Here is a 16,027-nt window from a genome sequence, read left to right on the forward strand (position 1 = left end):
ACACAGGGAGAGGGACAAGACGTAGGCTAATATTTAAAAAGCTCTGTAAATCTGCCCCCTTGCCTAGTTATCGCTCTGCTCTTGTACTTGCAGCGCCTTTTTGCGACGGCGCTCTTTTATAAACTCTGGAACGAAAGGTTCGCCTTTGGCTTTATCTAACTCCACAAGATCTCGTGTAATATTATCGGACGCCATTTTTGCATTGCTTAACCAGCTTACTACTTCATTATTCGAGGTTATGCTAGTTATCAAATATACTCGCTTTGGATGTTCACTATTTTCGCCTGTATAATCTCGAACTAATATAAAATCATTAAGGTTATCTGCAATACTCTTGATATCTTTCGGATAGTTTAGTGTTGCATGGAAATAAGTATTTACTGATTTATCAAACCAAACAAAGTAACCTTTTTTTGGGTATTTTTCTGGAAACATAGAAGCTGATGCTCCACCACTGGCAAGGCAGCAGCCAATGACACCTGCAGGTACATTCATATAGTCATCATATTTAGCTGTAACCAATAAAAAGCGGTTGCTTTCTTCGGCACTGAATCCAAAAGTGTAGTCCACAGGTTCACTGCAAGACATCATACTTAAAGAGCTTAGTATGATAACAAGGCAGCCAAGTATCCGTTTTAATGCCATTTATTTTGTACTTTCACTATCGCTCTTTTCTCGTGCTTGCAGCGCCTTTTTTCGGCGGCGCTCTTTTATAAACTCAGGAACGAAGGGTTCGCCTTTGGCTTTATCTAACTCGATTAACGTTCTGTCGTTGTATTTATTTCCAATCATTCCATTACTGATCCAGCTAATAGCTTCATTTTCTGAGGTGATACTGGTTAATAAATAAACTTCTTTTGGATATTTTTCTCCATCTGTAAAATTAACAAAATCAGGTAAACCATCCGCAATTTCTTTCAGGTTTTCAGGATATTTCAATGTTGCTCGATAATACGACTCGGTAGCTTCATCGTGCCAAACAAAATAGCCTTTTTTGGGGTATTTTTCTGGAAACATCGAAGCTGATTTACTGCCACTGGCCAAGCAGCAACCAATTATTCCTGCAGGCACATTCATGTAGTCATCATACTCCGCAGTTAATAGGTAAAAGCGATCCGTTTCTTCGGCACTGAATCCAAAAGTATAGTCAACTGGCTCGGAGCATGCGACTAAGCTCAAAGTAGTTAAAACGAGAATGATTAATCGCATCACTTTAGTTTACGTCCTCATTTATCTCCGCATTCTTTTTAGCTTCCTCTGCTTTTTTACGCTGTCGTTCTTTTATAAACTCAGGTACGAAAGGTTCGCCTTTGGCTCGGTCGAGCTCAATAATTGTACGATCAATATGTGACGCACCCATTTTAGCATTGGCGAGCCAAGTTATTACTTCATTTTTTGATGTAATACTTGTAATTAAATAAATTCTTTTAGGTCTCTTACTTTCAATATCTTTATAATCCTTTACTGTATAAAAGTCCGGCAACTTTTTATCCGCAATTTCCTTTAAGTTTTCAGGGTATTTTAATGTTGCTTGATAATAACTTTCCGAAATTTTATCGTACCAAACAAAATAACCTTTCTTTGGGTATTTATCTGGAAATACTGATACAGAGGCACCGCCACTAGCGAGACAGCAGCCAATTACGCCTGCTGGCACATTCATATAGTCATCATACTTCGCTGTAAACAATAAAAAACGATTGCTTTCTTCGGCACTGAATCCAAAAGTGTAGTCCACAGGCTCACTGCAAGACATCATACTCAAAGAGCTTAGTAAAATAACAAGGCAACCAAGTATCTGTTTTAATGCCATTTATTTTCCACTCTCACTATCGGTCTGGTTTTTTGCTTGCAGTGCCTTTTTGCGACGGCGCTCTTTTATAAATTCCGGAACGAAGGGCTCGCCTTTGGCACGATCGAGCTCGATTAAATTCCTTTTTACATATGGACCACCAATTCCCCTATTACTAATCCAACTAACAACTTCATTCTTAGAGGTTATACTGGACAAAATATATATTTGTTTAGGCTTTTTACTAACTTTTCCTTGAAATCCTGTTACCGATATAAACTCAGGTAAGTCATCAGCAATTACTTTTAAGTTTTTGGGGTAGTTTAATGTCGCATGATAATAAATATCAGCAGGCTTATCGTGCCAAACAAAGTAACCTTTACGTGGATATTTTTCTGGAAACATGGAAGCAGAAGCACTACCACTGGCTAAGCAGCAACCTATAATACCAGCTGGTACATTCATATAATCATCAAACTCAGCAGTGACCAAATAAAAACGATCCGACTCTTCTGCACTAAAGCCAAATCGATAATCAACCGGTTCACTGCAAGCTGCTGTAATAGAAATTAACAAGCAAAGTATAAATATTCGAAACATATTATTTGTTTGCCTCAAAGGGTTGATTGTAAAAGATTTCTCGCTGTTGGTTTTCTGCCGTTTCAACAGGGTTGGTTTCGGCTTGATTAGCATTAACCCATGCTCCGTCAGGTGTTATAGGGGAGTGCGAGTGGTGAATATAGTCTCGATACAAAAGCTCTATCGACTTCTCGCATCCGTCCTCTACTTCTTGGTGAAGTTGTCGTAAATTTTCTGGGATCTCATATTCCAAATTCTGACTACCGAGTTCACTAATACTTTTGAATGGTACGTGTTTTTCTTTGGCTTTTTTATACATCTTTTCTAGAGCAATATACGCCAGTTCTTTCTTAACATGGCGCTTCCAAACGATATACACCATCATCACTTTTGTATTGTTACGCGCTCTCGTCTCAATACCTGATTCTAACTCGATACGACCACCGAAAGCGGCTTTTTCATTTTTCCAAAACTGCAATCGATTATTCATAGAATCTAACGCTTGACTCCTTGCCGAGTCAGAATTGCCAATCCAGGTTATTCGTTGCTTCTCTAAATAAATGGTTCGCTCAATATGCTCACCGCCATAACCACCGCCAATATCGGAGTGAGCACCGGGCAAAACTTCTTCTTCAAAGTGCGGAGCTGGCAATTTATTTATGTTTGTTCTGATACTACTGAGAGGGAAATATTCTCGGACTTCATGAAAAGCCGTTAAATGATAAACAGCTTTCGCACTGGTCCAGCCAAGGTTTAAGTTAAAGCTCATATTATCTTCATCGCCGGGCAATCCTATTGAACCAACGGTATCAAATAGTCCACAAAATCGAATTTTAATAATGACCTGCTTATTCGACCAGTAAGCATTATTAGGCATTTTCTTTAGTCTGTGCAATCGGTTCACCAAAGCTCTCGCAGTTGCAGCACCTCGACTGAAGCCAAAAATATCAAGCACTAAATCAATTCGATTATACCCACCTGCAAACCTATCTAAAAATGTACTAACGTATTGTACCGCCTCTTCTATACGCGAATTAACCTTTAACCCAAACGCCTGCTCGAGATTGGAGTAATCGGCTTTCTCTCCTGATTCACAGGCTAAATCATCATCATAGGTCCCTATGCCTTTGATATAAGCCTTACCCAGTCCTAGCGCATCTTGCTGAGGATAAAGCTCAAATAACTTGGCTATATTGGTGGGTTCGTAATCATCATCGGCGCATTGCATATCCACTTGCCGGTTATTGCCGGTGCCATCAAAGAATACGCCAAATTGCAATTCCTTTACCGCTTCTACGGTAAACTCGATTTGCGACACCGCACTTCCTGCGGTTGCAGTGAGCTGATACTTGCCCGGCTCTAGCGATAAGGCCGCGTCCCAGTAGTGTCGTTGATCCTGCGCTAAAGCAGGCACATCAATACGTTTTGCTCCTGAGCCAGAGCCGCGCCATTTAAGTTCAACAGAATCGTGATTGCTCACTGAGCCTTCAATCAGCACATTCCAACCGTTGGGTACGCGAACAAGGGTTCCTGCGGTTAGCCCTGTTGTTTGTGACACATGACTGTTAAAACCGTACACTTGTCGGGGTTCTTTCTTTCCGGAATATTTAAACGCGATGGCAGCGGCGTCTTCGCCCAGTTGTACGGTATGTTCTGCGAATCGCATTTGTGTTTTGTTGGATTTTTCCAGTGTGATGATTTGGCCGTTATCGGGTGATAATAGAGTCACTGTCGGAATTGCTTGCGGATGGGTAAACTCATTAATGGCACGAAAAAACTGGTTGGCGGCTTGTTGAGTGGCATCACTGACAACATGGCCACTTGAAACAGTCTTGTTATTTTCTGACACCGCTTTAAAGGGTGCGAACCCAAGAGCTTTGTTATCGCTGTCGTACTGACGAAACCCAACTTGCTCCCACCGACCTTTGTTATAATACCAGAACTGGCACTGTTGGTCGTATCGAAACAGTTCCCGTTTATCGCGGGGGATGTCACACCAGGTTTGCCGTGTCAGACTCTGCCGGATCACATCGGGTAGTTGAGCTTTTCGATAGCCGCTCAGGGGTTTCGATTGGATAATTGCTTTTTGGCTAAGTTGTTCCGACTGCTCGCTACGGGACTGCAGATGTTGAAAAAACTTGTCATCGTTATTGGTTATTAACTCCATGATTGAACACTTCCTTGCATCCTTACTGACAGGCGCAATCATACTTGCTGTTAAGAAGTGTTAAAAGCTGCAGCGGGTTAAGTTGAGAAATAGCGCACGAGATTCATTAATTTATCGAACTTAAACAGTCCGCTATCACCTGATAAATGGTTAAGTCACATTCAATGGTTCTGAGCACCACCAGCACCGCGAGGGTAACGAATGTCTTCAACCATTTGCTGGATCTGGTCGGGCACATTTGCGGTAAACCGGCTCACCACAAAAGCCACCGTAAAGTTAATCAGCATTCCCAAAGTACCAATGCCCTCCGGTGAAATACCAAATAACCAGTTTTCCGGCTTATTCTCTATCAGCGGCTCAAAAAACACCCCTTTAAACATAAGAATATACCCGGCGGTAAAGGTAATGCCGCACACCATACCGGCCATGGCGCCCTGTTTATTCATGGTTTTACTGAAGATCCCCATAATAATCGCCGGGAAGAATGATGAAGCCGCCAGACCAAACGCAAAGGCCACCACTTGCGCCACAAACCCGGGTGGATAAATACCTGCAATGCCGGCAATCACCACTGCCACCGCCGCCGATAATCGGGCAAACAACAATTCCTGCTTGTCGGTTATATCAGGCATTAAATTACGTTTTAACAAGTCGTGAGAGATAGAGGTGGATATAACCAGCAGCAAGCCTGCTGCTGTAGATAAGGCTGCCGCAAGGCCGCCCGCAGCCACTAACGCAATGACCCAGTTCGGCAGTTCGGCAATTTCAGGATTGGCCAGCACCATAATATCGCGATCGATGGACATTTCATTACGTTCATCCCCGGAGTAAAACATGCGGCCATCGTTATTATTGTCTTGCCACGAAATCAGACCGGTTTGCTCCCAGGTTTTAATCCAGCCGGGGGCTTTTTCGTAGGCAACACCCTGACTGTCGGGCCCATTAATGGTGTCGATCATATTGACCCGTGCAAACACCGCAACCGCTGGCGCCGTGGTGTAAAGCAGCGCAATAAATACCAGCGCCCAGCCGGCCGACTTTCGTGCATCTCGAACTTTTGGCACGGTAAAAAAACGCACAATCACGTGGGGTAATCCGGCGGTGCCCACCATTAAGGCTGCGGTAATAAAAAACACGTCGATGGTGCCTTTGCTACCATCGGTGTAGGCGGCAAAACCAAGCTCTTGCGATAAGCCATCGAGCTTATCGAGCAAATAGACTCCGGGCTCGCCCGCCACTTCGCCACCAAAACCCAGCTGTGGAATAGGATTACCAGTGATTAAAATAGAGATAAAAATGGCCGGTACCAGATAAGCAAAAATCAGTACGCAATATTGCGCCACCTGCGTGTAGGTTATGCCCTTCATACCGCCGAGTACCGCGTAGAAAAATACAATGGCCATACCGATGAACACACCTAAGGTTAACTCCACTTCGAGAAAGCGCGAAAACACCACGCCAACTCCACGCATTTGCCCTGCCACATAGGTAAAACAAACAAAAATGGCACAAATCACCGCAATGGTTCGGGCCGCCTGAGAATAATAGCGATCACCAATAAAATCTGGCACGGTAAACTTGCCGAACTTGCGTAGATAAGGTGCAATTAGCAGCGCTAATAATACATAGCCGCCGGTCCAGCCCATCAGATAGACACCGCCATCGTAGCCCATAAAAGAGATAAGCCCGGCCATAGAAATCCACGAAGCCGCCGACATCCAGTCGGCTGCGGTAGCCATACCATTCGCCACCGGATGAACACCACCACCGGCCACATAAAAGTCGTTAGTGGAGCTGGCACGGGACCAGATTGCAATGCCTATGTATAAAACGAAGGTGGCACCAACCACCAGAAAGGTTAAGCTTTGTAAGTCCATTTAATGCTCCTAGTCTTCACGCACGTTAAACTGACGATCCAGCTTATTCATTTTGTAAACGTAAACAAAAATCAGGATCACAAAGGTATAAATCGATCCTTGCTGCGCGAACCAGAAACCAAGTTTAAATCCCATCATTTGAAACTGATTTAAAACATCCACCAGTAAAATGCCAAAGCCATAAGACACCACAAACCAGATGGACAAGAGCACCGCCATTATTTTTAAGTTTGCTCGCCAGTAGGCTTGTGCTTTATTTTTATTATCAAATGCCATAGTGAATACCTTCAATGGGTTAGATGCTATGAATCTAATGCATAAAGGGAGCAACCACTTAATGTCCCTGCTTTATTATTTTTAAGACTTAACGCTTTAATAAAGATTTTGCGATAACACAACACAATCGTTCTTTAAATCTGTTGCTGTAAGCGAAACTAAAACTTGCTTATAACTTAATCGATTTAATTGTCAGACGCAATTTTTTGACTGACCAATAAATCCATTAATCGACTGTTACAACGCATAGCTGACTAGAAGCTATCTCAAAAATACTGCACTTGAAGGTACAGCGTTAAATTTCGATTGAAAATTTCCAAAAAGTATCAGCTCAGAACAACGCCTCATTACAACAAGCCATGCCATGACATTCTGCGACTGCTTCGATATACTCTTGGATTCACAACTATCTAACGCACATCAATCTACACATTTGTGCCCACTCATAAAAATTCCGGGATCTATTTTGTCAGACTCAAACGCCACGCAAACACGACTTGAAATTATTTCTGATCGAACCAAAGACGCTCATGCGCGCATTCAGCAAGATTTTCAATCAATTAATCCGGTGGTTGGTTTAAACAGACGCATGCGTAACGTTGGCTTTCCGGTGGATACCATTACCATCGATTGCTTACAGACCCGCCGGCGAATCATTATTTTACTCAACGATGAAACACCGGAAACTGTTCAATATCAGTTTGCCTTTAAAGACAAAGATCCCAGCAGCGAATTTAAAACAATCCAGTTTAACGAGCTAACCGAGCAAATGTTGTATGACTGGATTGTCAGTTATTTTTCGAGCGATAAAAATTAATAGACCTAATCAATTAGTCTGACTTTTTGAAGGTTAAGTATTACGCAATCAATTAACGCCTATCTTTCTATTGACCTTCACTCCCTTTAGGTTCATTGTGGTTAAGCACCATTTACGGCATATCTTTAGACATAACTCACCCGCTTTACAGTCGCGTCTAATTCATCGAAGCACCTCAGGAATACCATGGAAACTATCAATAACCTTAAGATCATCGGCATCGATCCTTCTCGAGCGCCTGTCATTCGTAAAGAGCCCTACATAGAACTTTACTTTAAACTCAACCACAAAGCGCCACGTGAGTGGGTGATCGCCTTTAACGATTTTGTCGCCAAGGGAAAATACCCGGTTAAAATCAAACAGGAACAAGCGGACATTATTGAAACCTGGGTCCGTACCACAGAAGAAGTTGAACCCGCCTTTGAGCACATTAAATCAGCTGTCCACAAGTGCATTGAAAATCACGCCAGTAAATTATTGGCACAAAAAAATGCCGAAGCAGCCGCTAAAAGTGGTGTGGTACTCAGTGAAAAGCAAATAAAGTTAAACACAGTGATTGATCAGTTGAAATTTGAAACAGAGGATTGACAGTGTTTTTTGCAAGTGTTTTTACGTTAATTTATTAAAGGTCTAGTTTAATACGACATACGAGTACAATGGACTGTTTCGAAAAACTTAATTCCACAACCGTAAGAAGAAAATCGGTTACGCCTGCCGCGTTTAAGAAGCAAAACTCAAACTTAAACGCGATTCCTGTTTCAGTCGCCGTTCACAATCTTTAAGCGCCAGCTTAAACAAGCCCCGTAAATGTTTTTTCAAATGCTTAACAACCTGTTTTTTCTCAATTCCTTTCAGGCAACAAAACAGGGCTAATGCATAAGTGGCTTCATCTTGATTAAGCACCACCTGACGCACTGGCGATTGCCCACCGCCACATCCTCCGCAACCGCCCTGACGGGGAACCACCGCGCTGTTGGCAAAAATGACGCCAAAACCCATAAAAATACCCATCAACTCTGTGGCAACGGGTAAGTATTCTTTTCCGCCTGGCGGCGGATTTTCGGCAGCACTCACCAGATGCTGAGCCAGTCCTTGAGCAAAATGAGCAATCAAGCCTTCGGGGCTATTTAATTGCTGAGGATGAAATGAAAAATTAATGGAATTATTGCCAGTATTAGGCTCGGATGCATGACCAGCCGACATTACAAGATTAAGATCCGTTGAATACTCAGACTCATCAAACGCATTATTTTTTATTGAAGTGGTTTTTGTTGATGTGGCTTTTGTAACTGCGGGCTTCGTTTCTGTAGGCTTCGTATCTTCGGACAATGCTTCTACTGAGCTGCCTAGTTCAAAACTGGCTTGCGCCTGTTTGCCCCGTAACTGCCCCTTTACTGATAAAGTCGCTGGATTTACTGGTTGATGTTCAGACTCGGTAACATTCAACAGTTTTGTCGGCCAATGGGTCATTCCGGCGTGTTGTTTAACCTGCTCAAAGATAAGGTTAGCCATGCCATTGATGGAGTTTTGCTCACCGGGAAAATACTGATTGGTGGGCAAAACCAGCTCGGTTTCTTCAAAGAAAACCGATGGGTCGAATTGCTTGAACGCCCAGTCATAGCTATCGAAGATCCAGTTGATGATTTCTTCGTCGAGCAATTGTTTATTACGGCTAAACAGGTTGAGCATCAGACACCATGGTGTGTTAACAAAAACAATGTCCTGAGTGTACCTGAAATAACCGGTTATTTCAGGGGTCGAAAGCTCAGAACTTGGCTCCAATTAATTGACCTATGCTAAAATGCCGGCATTTGACGCTTAACCGACATGGGGAACCTATGAGCTTTACGGGAACAAAAAATTACATCGCAACCGAAGAGTTACAAATGGCGGTTAACGCCGCAAAAACCCTGGAGCGCCCGTTACTGATCAAAGGTGAGCCAGGCACGGGCAAAACGATGTTAGCGGAAGAAGTGGCCGATGCACTGGACATGCCATTGATCCAATGGCATATAAAATCCACCACTAAAGCCCATCAGGGTTTATACGAATACGATGCGGTATCGCGCCTGCGCGATTCTCAACTGGGTGATGACAAAGTCCATGACATTAAAAACTACATTAACAAGGGTAAACTGTGGGAAGCCTTTGAATCAGAACAACAGGCGGTTTTGCTCATTGATGAAATAGATAAGGCCGATATCGAATTCCCCAATGACTTGCTGCAAGAACTCGATAAAATGGAGTTCTTTGTCTATGAAACCGGCGAAACCATTAAAGCCATTCACCGCCCCATTATCATCATCACCAGTAACAACGAAAAAGAACTGCCCGATGCATTTTTAAGACGCTGCTTTTTTCACTACATTCAGTTCCCCGATAAAGCCACCATGCAAAAAATCATAAACGTGCATTTTCCTGATTTAAAAGCCTCGCTGGTGAAAGAAGCCATGGATATCTTTTTTCAGGTCAGAGAAACGCGCGGACTGAAGAAAAAGCCCTCCACGTCTGAACTAATAGACTGGTTAAAACTTCTGGTGGCCGATGACATCAGCGAAACAGCACTAAAAGAACGCGATCCCAGTAAAGCGATACCGCCGCTTTATGGCGCACTGCTTAAAAACGAACAGGACGTTCATTTACTACAAAAACTGATGTTTATGTTAAAGCGAGAGTCTTAAACATTTATGCTGATTGACTTTTTCTACACATTACGAAAACTCGAGCTGCCAGTAACAATCAAGGAATTGTTACACCTGCTCGAAGCACTGGAGAAAAATCTGGTATTTTGCAGTCTCGATGAGTTTTACCAGTTATCACGCCTCTGTTTAATCAAAGATGAAAAGTATTTTGATCGTTTTGACAAAGCGTTTGGCGCTTACTTTAATCAACTGGAAAGCATTGACGATATATTAGAAGCCTTAATCCCGGAAGATTGGTTGCGGGCCGAGTTTATGAAGCAGCTGTCCGACGAAGATAAAGCCGAGATTAAATCCCTCGGTGGTCTGGATAAGTTACTTGAAACTTTTAAGCAGCGATTAAAAGAACAGCAAAAGCGACATGCCGGAGGCAATAAATGGATTGGCACGGGCGGCACCTCCCCGTTTGGTCACAGTGGTTATCATCCGGAAGGTATTCGCGTTGGCGGAGAAAGTCGTAATAAAAGCGCCGCCAAAGTCTGGGAGAAGCGCGAGTTTAAAGATCTCGACGACAGTGTAGAACTTGGCACCCGTAATTTAAAAGTCGCACTAAGAAAGCTGCGCAAATTTGCTCGAAGTGGGGCTCACGATGAGTTAGATCTTGAACACACCATTCGCGCCACTGCAAAAAATGGCGGTATGCTCGATTTAAAAATGGTACCGGAACGCCACAATGCAGTAAAAGTACTATTGTTTCTCGATGTTGGCGGTTCGATGGATCCTTACATCCAGATTTGTGAAGAACTCTTCTCCGCCTGTAAAACAGAATTTAAACATCTGGAACATTATTATTTTCATAATTTTATTTATGAGAATGTCTGGAAAGATAACACCAGGCGACACAGTGAAAACATACCTTTAGAAGACGTACTGCACACCTACGGCAGCGATTATAAAGTGATTTTTATTGGTGACGCCTCTATGTCGCCTTACGAAATATCCCACCCCTATGGGAGTGTCGAGCATATGAACGAAGAGCCGGGTTATGTTTGGATGCAACGGCTGAAAGCTCAGTTTGATCATGTGGTATGGCTTAATCCGGTTGAGCAACAATACTGGAATTATACCCACAGCATAGGCATGACCCATCAACTGCTCGATGGCGAAATGTACCCGTTAACCCTGGCCGGTATGGAGCAAGCGATTAAATCCTTAAGTGATTAACTTACCGTTTTGATGTATCTTTCTCATCAACTAAAAAATTCTTTGTAACAGCGGATATAGAAGCTCTACTTCAATCGATTGATTTGATTTTTAACTTCGCGTTTTTTACCCAATAAACTTTTGACTTGCTCAGTATATCTTAAAGCACATTTTTCATAACGCTCATATATTTCTCTGTAACTAAGAGCATCCGAGCCACTAATATACTTTGGTCGCTTTCCACAAATAAGCTCTCTCTTAGTGCGAACTGAAGCAATCTGGACTTCGAGTTGATTTCTCTCTACTGTTAAGTCAGCCTTAAGATTTTTATTTACTTCCCGTGTTTTAATTGCCCAGTTTATAGCGCATTGATACTTTGCTATTGACTGCTTAATATCATTAGTACGCTTGATAACTCTAGAGCGGTATTCTCCGGAATACTTACCTACTTTCCTATTCTGGGTCCTTAACTCTTCTTTAAATTGATCAACTTTCTTTTTCCACCGCAACATATTTTTGCTAATGCCTCTCAATTGCTCAATAGGTCGCCCGGTTCTTCCTGGCAATCTAATATTATCGCAATATTGGTAGTAGCTTGTTTTTCGAATAGAAACACCTGACGGTATATCGTTGTTTACATGAACTTCTTTGTGATCAACTTGTTCAGTTGGCGGAGAGCTTGAAAAATGGAGTTTCCCATTTTCATCACGCCATTTATATATTTTAGACTGAGAGTGTAAGCTAGATGATAGAAAGGCTATAAACAATAGAGTTACAATGCATTTAGAAGTCATTCTTTATCTTCTTTTTTAAATGTTTTCGTAGGTTTTCAAGTCGAAATTTCTTACTTTTAAACTCTTTCTGGCACCGCTCCCAATTTCTTAGTATTTTGTATTCATCACCATTTATAACAGACTTACTCTTAAATGGACGATTACCACACAGAGCAAACTCTTTAACGTTAATTTCAATCAATTTTTGGTTAATTTCATTAACTTTATGATTAACTTTTTTTAAGTCGACATCACGATGGCTCATTATTTTCTGATACCAATTTATGGCACAGCGGTGATCAGCTAGTATAGCTTTTCTATTGTTAATGCGCTTGATTTTTTCATCAACATTATTACCATAGACATTTTTGGAGCTTTCCCGTTTAACTTCTTCTTGAAGTCGACTTATCCTCCTCCGAACTTCTCGGTAGCTTGTTTGGCCGTTGTACTCATATTTACGAAGCTTAATAGTTCCACACTTGCTGACTCCATTACTAACTGTTGCACTTGTTCGAAAAGAACGGCTGTTTACCTTAACTTTCTTTTCAACTGCCCCTTTATGGGGTTTATCGCTATAATGAACTTTTCCAGACTCATCTACCCAGCGATAGATTTTTCCGGAAAATGATGATGTCGATACATTTATTAAAATAAATATCAATGCTAAGTATTTTATAAACTTTGTTTTCATGGCATTATCGAGCCTAACTCTCACTATACGTCTTTAAAAACTTATTATAAATGAACTCTCAATTTCTTAAGCACTTGACCTTACTGGCCACTTTAGTATTTAACCAACTCGTTTATTGTAAAATATACAAATACGTTGATAAGAATGGCAAAGTCCATTATAGCGACAAACCTTTTAAGGGAAAAGAAGCAAAAGAGGTGACAATTAAAGAGCATAAGGTAACGTCAAACAACACTAAAAAGTTATCGCGCCCTAATATTCAGCAAGCTGAGTACCTGTCGATCCATAAAGCAATCTACCGCTATAAACTCGATAAATTTGCTACTTGGTACGAAACAGATTTTGATAAACTAAAGGAAGAAGAGCCATTTCAACTTCCAACTATTACAGCTGCTAAAGCAGGAAAACTTGATATTATTCAATACCTTGAGAAAAAAGGTTATTCACTGACAGAAGCTGGGCTTCAAGGACTAACTCCATTTTTAGTTAGTCTTTCTTACGAACGCGGTGATGTAGCGCAATATTTACTTTCACAGTCTCCAAATATTCATGCTCGTGATGGAGCAGGACAAACAACATTGATGCTCGCAATTCAAAATAAATTACCTGAAATAGCTTTGCATTTAATAGATTTAGGGGTTGATATTAAACAACGAAACAACTCAGGACAAACCGCACTCCATATTGCGGTAAGTAAAAGCGACATTGCCAGCGTGAATCGACTATTGAAAAGGAAAGCAATGATAAATGTCTTTGATAACAAAAAGAGAACACCACTTATGATAGCGGAAAAAAGAGGTGATATAGAAATATTGGGAGCAATAGAAAATGCTATTAAATAAACTTAATCTCGCACCCCTTACGTTCATGATGTTTTCAATGATACCTCTGAATGGAGGTGAACTTGACACTGCTCTAAATTCTTGTCATTTCATAAAAGTAAAGAACGCAATAGAAAAAGAATATATCGACTTTCAAACTACTAGTAAAGATGCAATTTTAAAATGCCAAAGAAATAGTGATATTCAACGACTCCTATTAAACTCTGGCGCTTCACTACGAAAAAAACATTCCTTTGAGTTATTATCTAATAGCTTTTACTTACCATATTCTGACCGGGTTCCATTGCTCCATACATACTTAGAATTTGGCGCTGATATTAATGCTGTTGGCCGTAATGATAATACAATTGTTTTGGTGGCCGCATCAAGAAGCTATTTAATGTTAGAAGCTGTATTGCAGGCTGGAGCTGATCCGAATTATTACACCAAATACAACCAAGGTGCGATTTTACGTGCTGCACTAAGTGGAAAGCCTGCTAATATTGAGTTGTTGCATAAATATGGAGCCAAATTTGGAGAACATAATATAGATGTTTACCATAACGTACTCATTCAAACTCAATATATATCTGTTATACAAACCCTACTAAGACTTTATCCTCCAAAAACGGTTGCTGAAAAGCAAGTAATAAACCGTACTTTAGTAAGTGCGATTTCGAGACAAAAATATGATTTAGTAAGGGCGATATTGTTTTATCATCAGGATATTGATGTAGTGGAACCAAATAAACTTACTCCAAAAGCTATTCTGGCGAGTAAAAACGATAGAAAAATGTCAAACATCTTTTTTGAGGCAGGTATTTATTGAGTGAAATAATGTAAAAGCCTGCATTTGCCCTTACAAACTATATATAGGGTCGAAATTTTTAAAAACTCTAGCAGAACCAATGAGAAGGGTTCTTTATAGTAAATATGTTTTGTATTGTAAAAGTGACTCAAGCAAATCGGCTACCGGCACTCTCTCACTCGAACACCCGACGCTCTTAAAAAGTCAGCGATTTCCTCTTCACCCAGTTTATTGGCATAACACAGCGAATTACCCGCCCCTCCAATATATTTTTCCAAGTCAACACCACGGTCAACTAACATTTTCACCGTTGGTAAATGACTTCCTTTAATTGCATATTTTAATGCCGACCCACCTTTAAAACCTTTTGAATTTACGTTTGCATTATGCGCAATCAGAAGTCTTGCCAATTCAAAGTTACCACTGTATAACGCTTTACGAAGTGGGTTTGAATTATTAGCACTGACATCCATGCCCATATCAATAAGCATCTGAGCAATATCAACTCTATTATTTTCCGCTGCAAGTTCGAGTGGATGATGATTCCGATAAGTTCGACGCTCTTCAAAAAAACGAATATCTTTTTCAATCAGTAAAGTTATTGCTTTTTGATTATCGTAACGCACAGCAGCTTGTAATAAATTCAAACGTTCAGTTACAGAGTGTCGCTCTAAATACTCGGGAAACTCACGACTTTCACTACGTTTCAACATCTCTTCAAGAGCATTATTAAAACCATGTTTAGTAGCGAAAGCCATTTCTTTAATATTAAATTCTTCTTCATTCCGAATTAAGCTAATAGCCGCGGCTTCATTATTGTTCTCCATCTCTTTAAAAATAGTAGGCCTATTTCGCCACGAGCGCTGTTGAATAGGCTTAACAGTCTTTATAGGCTCATTAACTTTTAGATTCAGCTGCTCTACTTTTTTAGACGGAGGGGGTTTATCACTATAATGGACTTTGCCATTTTCATCGGTCCACTTATAGATCTTTGAATATAAGTCAGTCTGTAAAAATAACAAAGATACAATAGTAAAAAAGCGAAGCATAAATATACTTTTAAGTAAGGTCTACTTTACAAAATAATAGAGACGACCAGTTAATTTAAGTGAATCATCCCAGAAGTTTACCTATCGAGCAAGTTTTTAGCGTTATTAAATTTCTGAAGTGCTGTCCTCCGCCTGTAAAACAGAATTTAAACATCTGGAGCATTATTATTTTCATAATTTTATTTATGAGAATGTCTGGAAAGACAACGCCAGGCGACACAGTGAAAACATACCTTTAGAAGACGTACTGCACACCTACGGCAGCGATTATAAAGTAATTTTTATTGGTGACGCCTCCATGTCGCCTTACGAAATACCCCACCCCTATGGTAGTGTCGAGCATATGAACGAAGAGCCGGGTTATGTTTGGATGCAACGGCTGAAAGCTCAGTTTGATCATGTGGTATGGCTTAATCCGGTTGAGCAACAATACTGGAATTATACCCACAGCATAGGCATGACCCATCAACTGCTCGATGGCGAAATGTACCCGTTAACCCTGGCCGGTATGGAGCAAGCGATTAAATCCTTAAGC

At 41.0% G+C, this 16,027-nt stretch carries 17 protein-coding genes and 1 pseudogene; 7 read left to right on the plus strand and 11 right to left on the minus strand.

Features of this window, described 5'->3' with window-relative positions; translation table 11 throughout:
- Nucleotides 1-63: 63 nt before the first annotated feature.
- The 7 genes from C8D97_RS13920 to C8D97_RS13950 form a co-directional block, all read right to left on the minus strand.
- The gene (locus C8D97_RS13920; protein ID WP_109764403.1) at nt 64-645 is read right to left on the minus strand and encodes a hypothetical protein; all 582 of its coding nucleotides are present in this window, start codon (nt 643-645) and stop codon (nt 64-66) included.
- Complete coding sequence (locus C8D97_RS13925) at nt 646-1,212, minus strand: hypothetical protein (RefSeq protein ID WP_146196157.1); 567 nt, start codon at nt 1,210-1,212, stop codon at nt 646-648.
- Nucleotide 1,213: 1 nt separating this feature from the next.
- On the minus strand, nt 1,214-1,813 hold the full coding sequence (locus tag C8D97_RS13930; protein WP_109764405.1) for a hypothetical protein: 600 nt from the start codon (nt 1,811-1,813) through the stop codon (nt 1,214-1,216).
- Entirely contained in the window at nt 1,814-2,392 is a 579-nt protein-coding gene (locus tag C8D97_RS13935) for a hypothetical protein (RefSeq protein ID WP_109764406.1), read from the minus strand.
- Nucleotide 2,393: 1 nt separating this feature from the next.
- Nucleotides 2,394-4,538, minus strand: a complete 2,145-nt coding sequence (locus C8D97_RS13940; protein WP_170115259.1) for a T6SS phospholipase effector Tle1-like catalytic domain-containing protein — start codon at nt 4,536-4,538, stop codon at nt 2,394-2,396.
- A 161-nt stretch (nt 4,539-4,699) separates the two neighbouring features.
- Nucleotides 4,700-6,415: a sodium:solute symporter family protein gene (locus C8D97_RS13945; RefSeq protein ID WP_109764408.1), complete on the minus strand. Its 1,716-nt coding sequence runs from the start codon at nt 6,413-6,415 to the stop codon at nt 4,700-4,702.
- 9 nt (nt 6,416-6,424) lie between these two features.
- Nucleotides 6,425-6,691, minus strand: coding sequence for a DUF4212 domain-containing protein (locus C8D97_RS13950; RefSeq protein WP_109764409.1), 267 nt, complete (start codon nt 6,689-6,691; stop codon nt 6,425-6,427).
- 466 nt (nt 6,692-7,157) lie between these two features.
- Between C8D97_RS13950 and C8D97_RS13955 the strand changes: the two genes are divergently transcribed.
- Nucleotides 7,158-7,508, plus strand: coding sequence for a hypothetical protein (locus C8D97_RS13955; protein ID WP_109764410.1), 351 nt, complete (start codon nt 7,158-7,160; stop codon nt 7,506-7,508).
- A 186-nt stretch (nt 7,509-7,694) separates the two neighbouring features.
- On the plus strand, nt 7,695-8,096 hold the full coding sequence (locus tag C8D97_RS13960) for a hypothetical protein (RefSeq protein WP_109764411.1): 402 nt from the start codon (nt 7,695-7,697) through the stop codon (nt 8,094-8,096).
- 132 nt (nt 8,097-8,228) lie between these two features.
- Here the strand turns inward: C8D97_RS13960 and C8D97_RS13965 are convergent, their stop codons facing one another.
- On the minus strand, nt 8,229-9,197 hold the full coding sequence (locus C8D97_RS13965; protein WP_109764412.1) for a hypothetical protein: 969 nt from the start codon (nt 9,195-9,197) through the stop codon (nt 8,229-8,231).
- A gap of 149 nt (nt 9,198-9,346) precedes the next feature.
- On the opposite strand from C8D97_RS13965, the gene C8D97_RS13970 reads away from it, so the two are divergent.
- Together C8D97_RS13970 and C8D97_RS13975 are read left to right on the plus strand one after the other, a co-directional pair.
- On the plus strand, nt 9,347-10,189 hold the full coding sequence (locus C8D97_RS13970; RefSeq protein ID WP_109764413.1) for an AAA family ATPase: 843 nt from the start codon (nt 9,347-9,349) through the stop codon (nt 10,187-10,189).
- A gap of 6 nt (nt 10,190-10,195) precedes the next feature.
- A complete protein-coding gene (locus C8D97_RS13975; RefSeq protein WP_109764414.1) occupies nt 10,196-11,371 on the plus strand; it encodes a vWA domain-containing protein in 1,176 nt (391 codons plus the stop codon).
- Between the two features lie 65 nt (nt 11,372-11,436).
- Here the strand turns inward: C8D97_RS13975 and C8D97_RS13980 are convergent, their stop codons facing one another.
- Nucleotides 11,437-12,144: a DUF4124 domain-containing protein gene (locus C8D97_RS13980; protein ID WP_109764415.1), complete on the minus strand. Its 708-nt coding sequence runs from the start codon at nt 12,142-12,144 to the stop codon at nt 11,437-11,439.
- The gene (locus C8D97_RS13985; RefSeq protein WP_146196160.1) at nt 12,134-12,814 is read right to left on the minus strand and encodes a DUF4124 domain-containing protein; all 681 of its coding nucleotides are present in this window, start codon (nt 12,812-12,814) and stop codon (nt 12,134-12,136) included. Before C8D97_RS13985 ends, C8D97_RS13980 begins: the two co-directional genes overlap by 11 nt.
- A 50-nt stretch (nt 12,815-12,864) precedes the next feature.
- Here C8D97_RS13985 and C8D97_RS13990 point away from each other — a divergent pair, with 50 nt between their 5' ends.
- Nucleotides 12,865-13,656, plus strand: coding sequence for an ankyrin repeat domain-containing protein (locus C8D97_RS13990; RefSeq protein ID WP_109764417.1), 792 nt, complete (start codon nt 12,865-12,867; stop codon nt 13,654-13,656).
- A complete protein-coding gene (locus tag C8D97_RS13995) occupies nt 13,643-14,464 on the plus strand; it encodes an ankyrin repeat domain-containing protein (RefSeq protein WP_109764418.1) in 822 nt (273 codons plus the stop codon). Before C8D97_RS13990 ends, C8D97_RS13995 begins: the two co-directional genes overlap by 14 nt.
- 140 nt (nt 14,465-14,604) lie before the next feature.
- Here the strand turns inward: C8D97_RS13995 and C8D97_RS14000 are convergent, their stop codons facing one another.
- A complete protein-coding gene (locus C8D97_RS14000; RefSeq protein ID WP_109764419.1) occupies nt 14,605-15,492 on the minus strand; it encodes an ankyrin repeat domain-containing protein in 888 nt (295 codons plus the stop codon).
- A gap of 118 nt (nt 15,493-15,610) precedes the next feature.
- Between C8D97_RS14000 and C8D97_RS14005 the strand changes: the two are divergent.
- Nucleotides 15,611-16,027: pseudogene (locus tag C8D97_RS14005) on the plus strand (hypothetical protein); the annotation flags it as partial.

It is taken from the genome of Pleionea mediterranea (assembly GCF_003148745.1).
Classification (GTDB): domain Bacteria; phylum Pseudomonadota; class Gammaproteobacteria; order Enterobacterales; family Kangiellaceae; genus Pleionea; species Pleionea mediterranea.

Excerpts from the sequence above, each read along its gene's own strand:
- C8D97_RS13920 (WP_109764403.1), bottom strand. The coding sequence starts at position 645 with ATGGCATTAAAACGGATACTTGGCTGCCTTGTTATCATACTAAGCTCT.
- C8D97_RS13930 (WP_109764405.1), bottom strand. The coding sequence starts at position 1,813 with ATGGCATTAAAACAGATACTTGGTTGCCTTGTTATTTTACTAAGCTCT.
- C8D97_RS13935 (WP_109764406.1), bottom strand. The coding sequence starts at position 2,392 with ATGTTTCGAATATTTATACTTTGCTTGTTAATTTCTATTACAGCAGCT.
- C8D97_RS13940 (WP_170115259.1), bottom strand. The coding sequence starts at position 4,538 with ATGGAGTTAATAACCAATAACGATGACAAGTTTTTTCAACATCTGCAG.
- C8D97_RS13945 (WP_109764408.1), bottom strand. The coding sequence starts at position 6,415 with ATGGACTTACAAAGCTTAACCTTTCTGGTGGTTGGTGCCACCTTCGTT.
- C8D97_RS13950 (WP_109764409.1), bottom strand. The coding sequence starts at position 6,691 with ATGGCATTTGATAATAAAAATAAAGCACAAGCCTACTGGCGAGCAAAC.
- C8D97_RS13960 (WP_109764411.1), top strand. The coding sequence starts at position 7,695 with ATGGAAACTATCAATAACCTTAAGATCATCGGCATCGATCCTTCTCGA.
- C8D97_RS13965 (WP_109764412.1), bottom strand. The coding sequence starts at position 9,197 with ATGCTCAACCTGTTTAGCCGTAATAAACAATTGCTCGACGAAGAAATC.
- C8D97_RS13970 (WP_109764413.1), top strand. The coding sequence starts at position 9,347 with ATGAGCTTTACGGGAACAAAAAATTACATCGCAACCGAAGAGTTACAA.
- C8D97_RS13975 (WP_109764414.1), top strand. The coding sequence starts at position 10,196 with ATGCTGATTGACTTTTTCTACACATTACGAAAACTCGAGCTGCCAGTA.
- C8D97_RS13980 (WP_109764415.1), bottom strand. The coding sequence starts at position 12,144 with ATGACTTCTAAATGCATTGTAACTCTATTGTTTATAGCCTTTCTATCA.
- C8D97_RS13985 (WP_146196160.1), bottom strand. The coding sequence starts at position 12,814 with ATGAAAACAAAGTTTATAAAATACTTAGCATTGATATTTATTTTAATA.
- C8D97_RS13990 (WP_109764417.1), top strand. The coding sequence starts at position 12,865 with ATGAACTCTCAATTTCTTAAGCACTTGACCTTACTGGCCACTTTAGTA.
- C8D97_RS13995 (WP_109764418.1), top strand. The coding sequence starts at position 13,643 with ATGCTATTAAATAAACTTAATCTCGCACCCCTTACGTTCATGATGTTT.
- C8D97_RS14000 (WP_109764419.1), bottom strand. The coding sequence starts at position 15,492 with ATGCTTCGCTTTTTTACTATTGTATCTTTGTTATTTTTACAGACTGAC.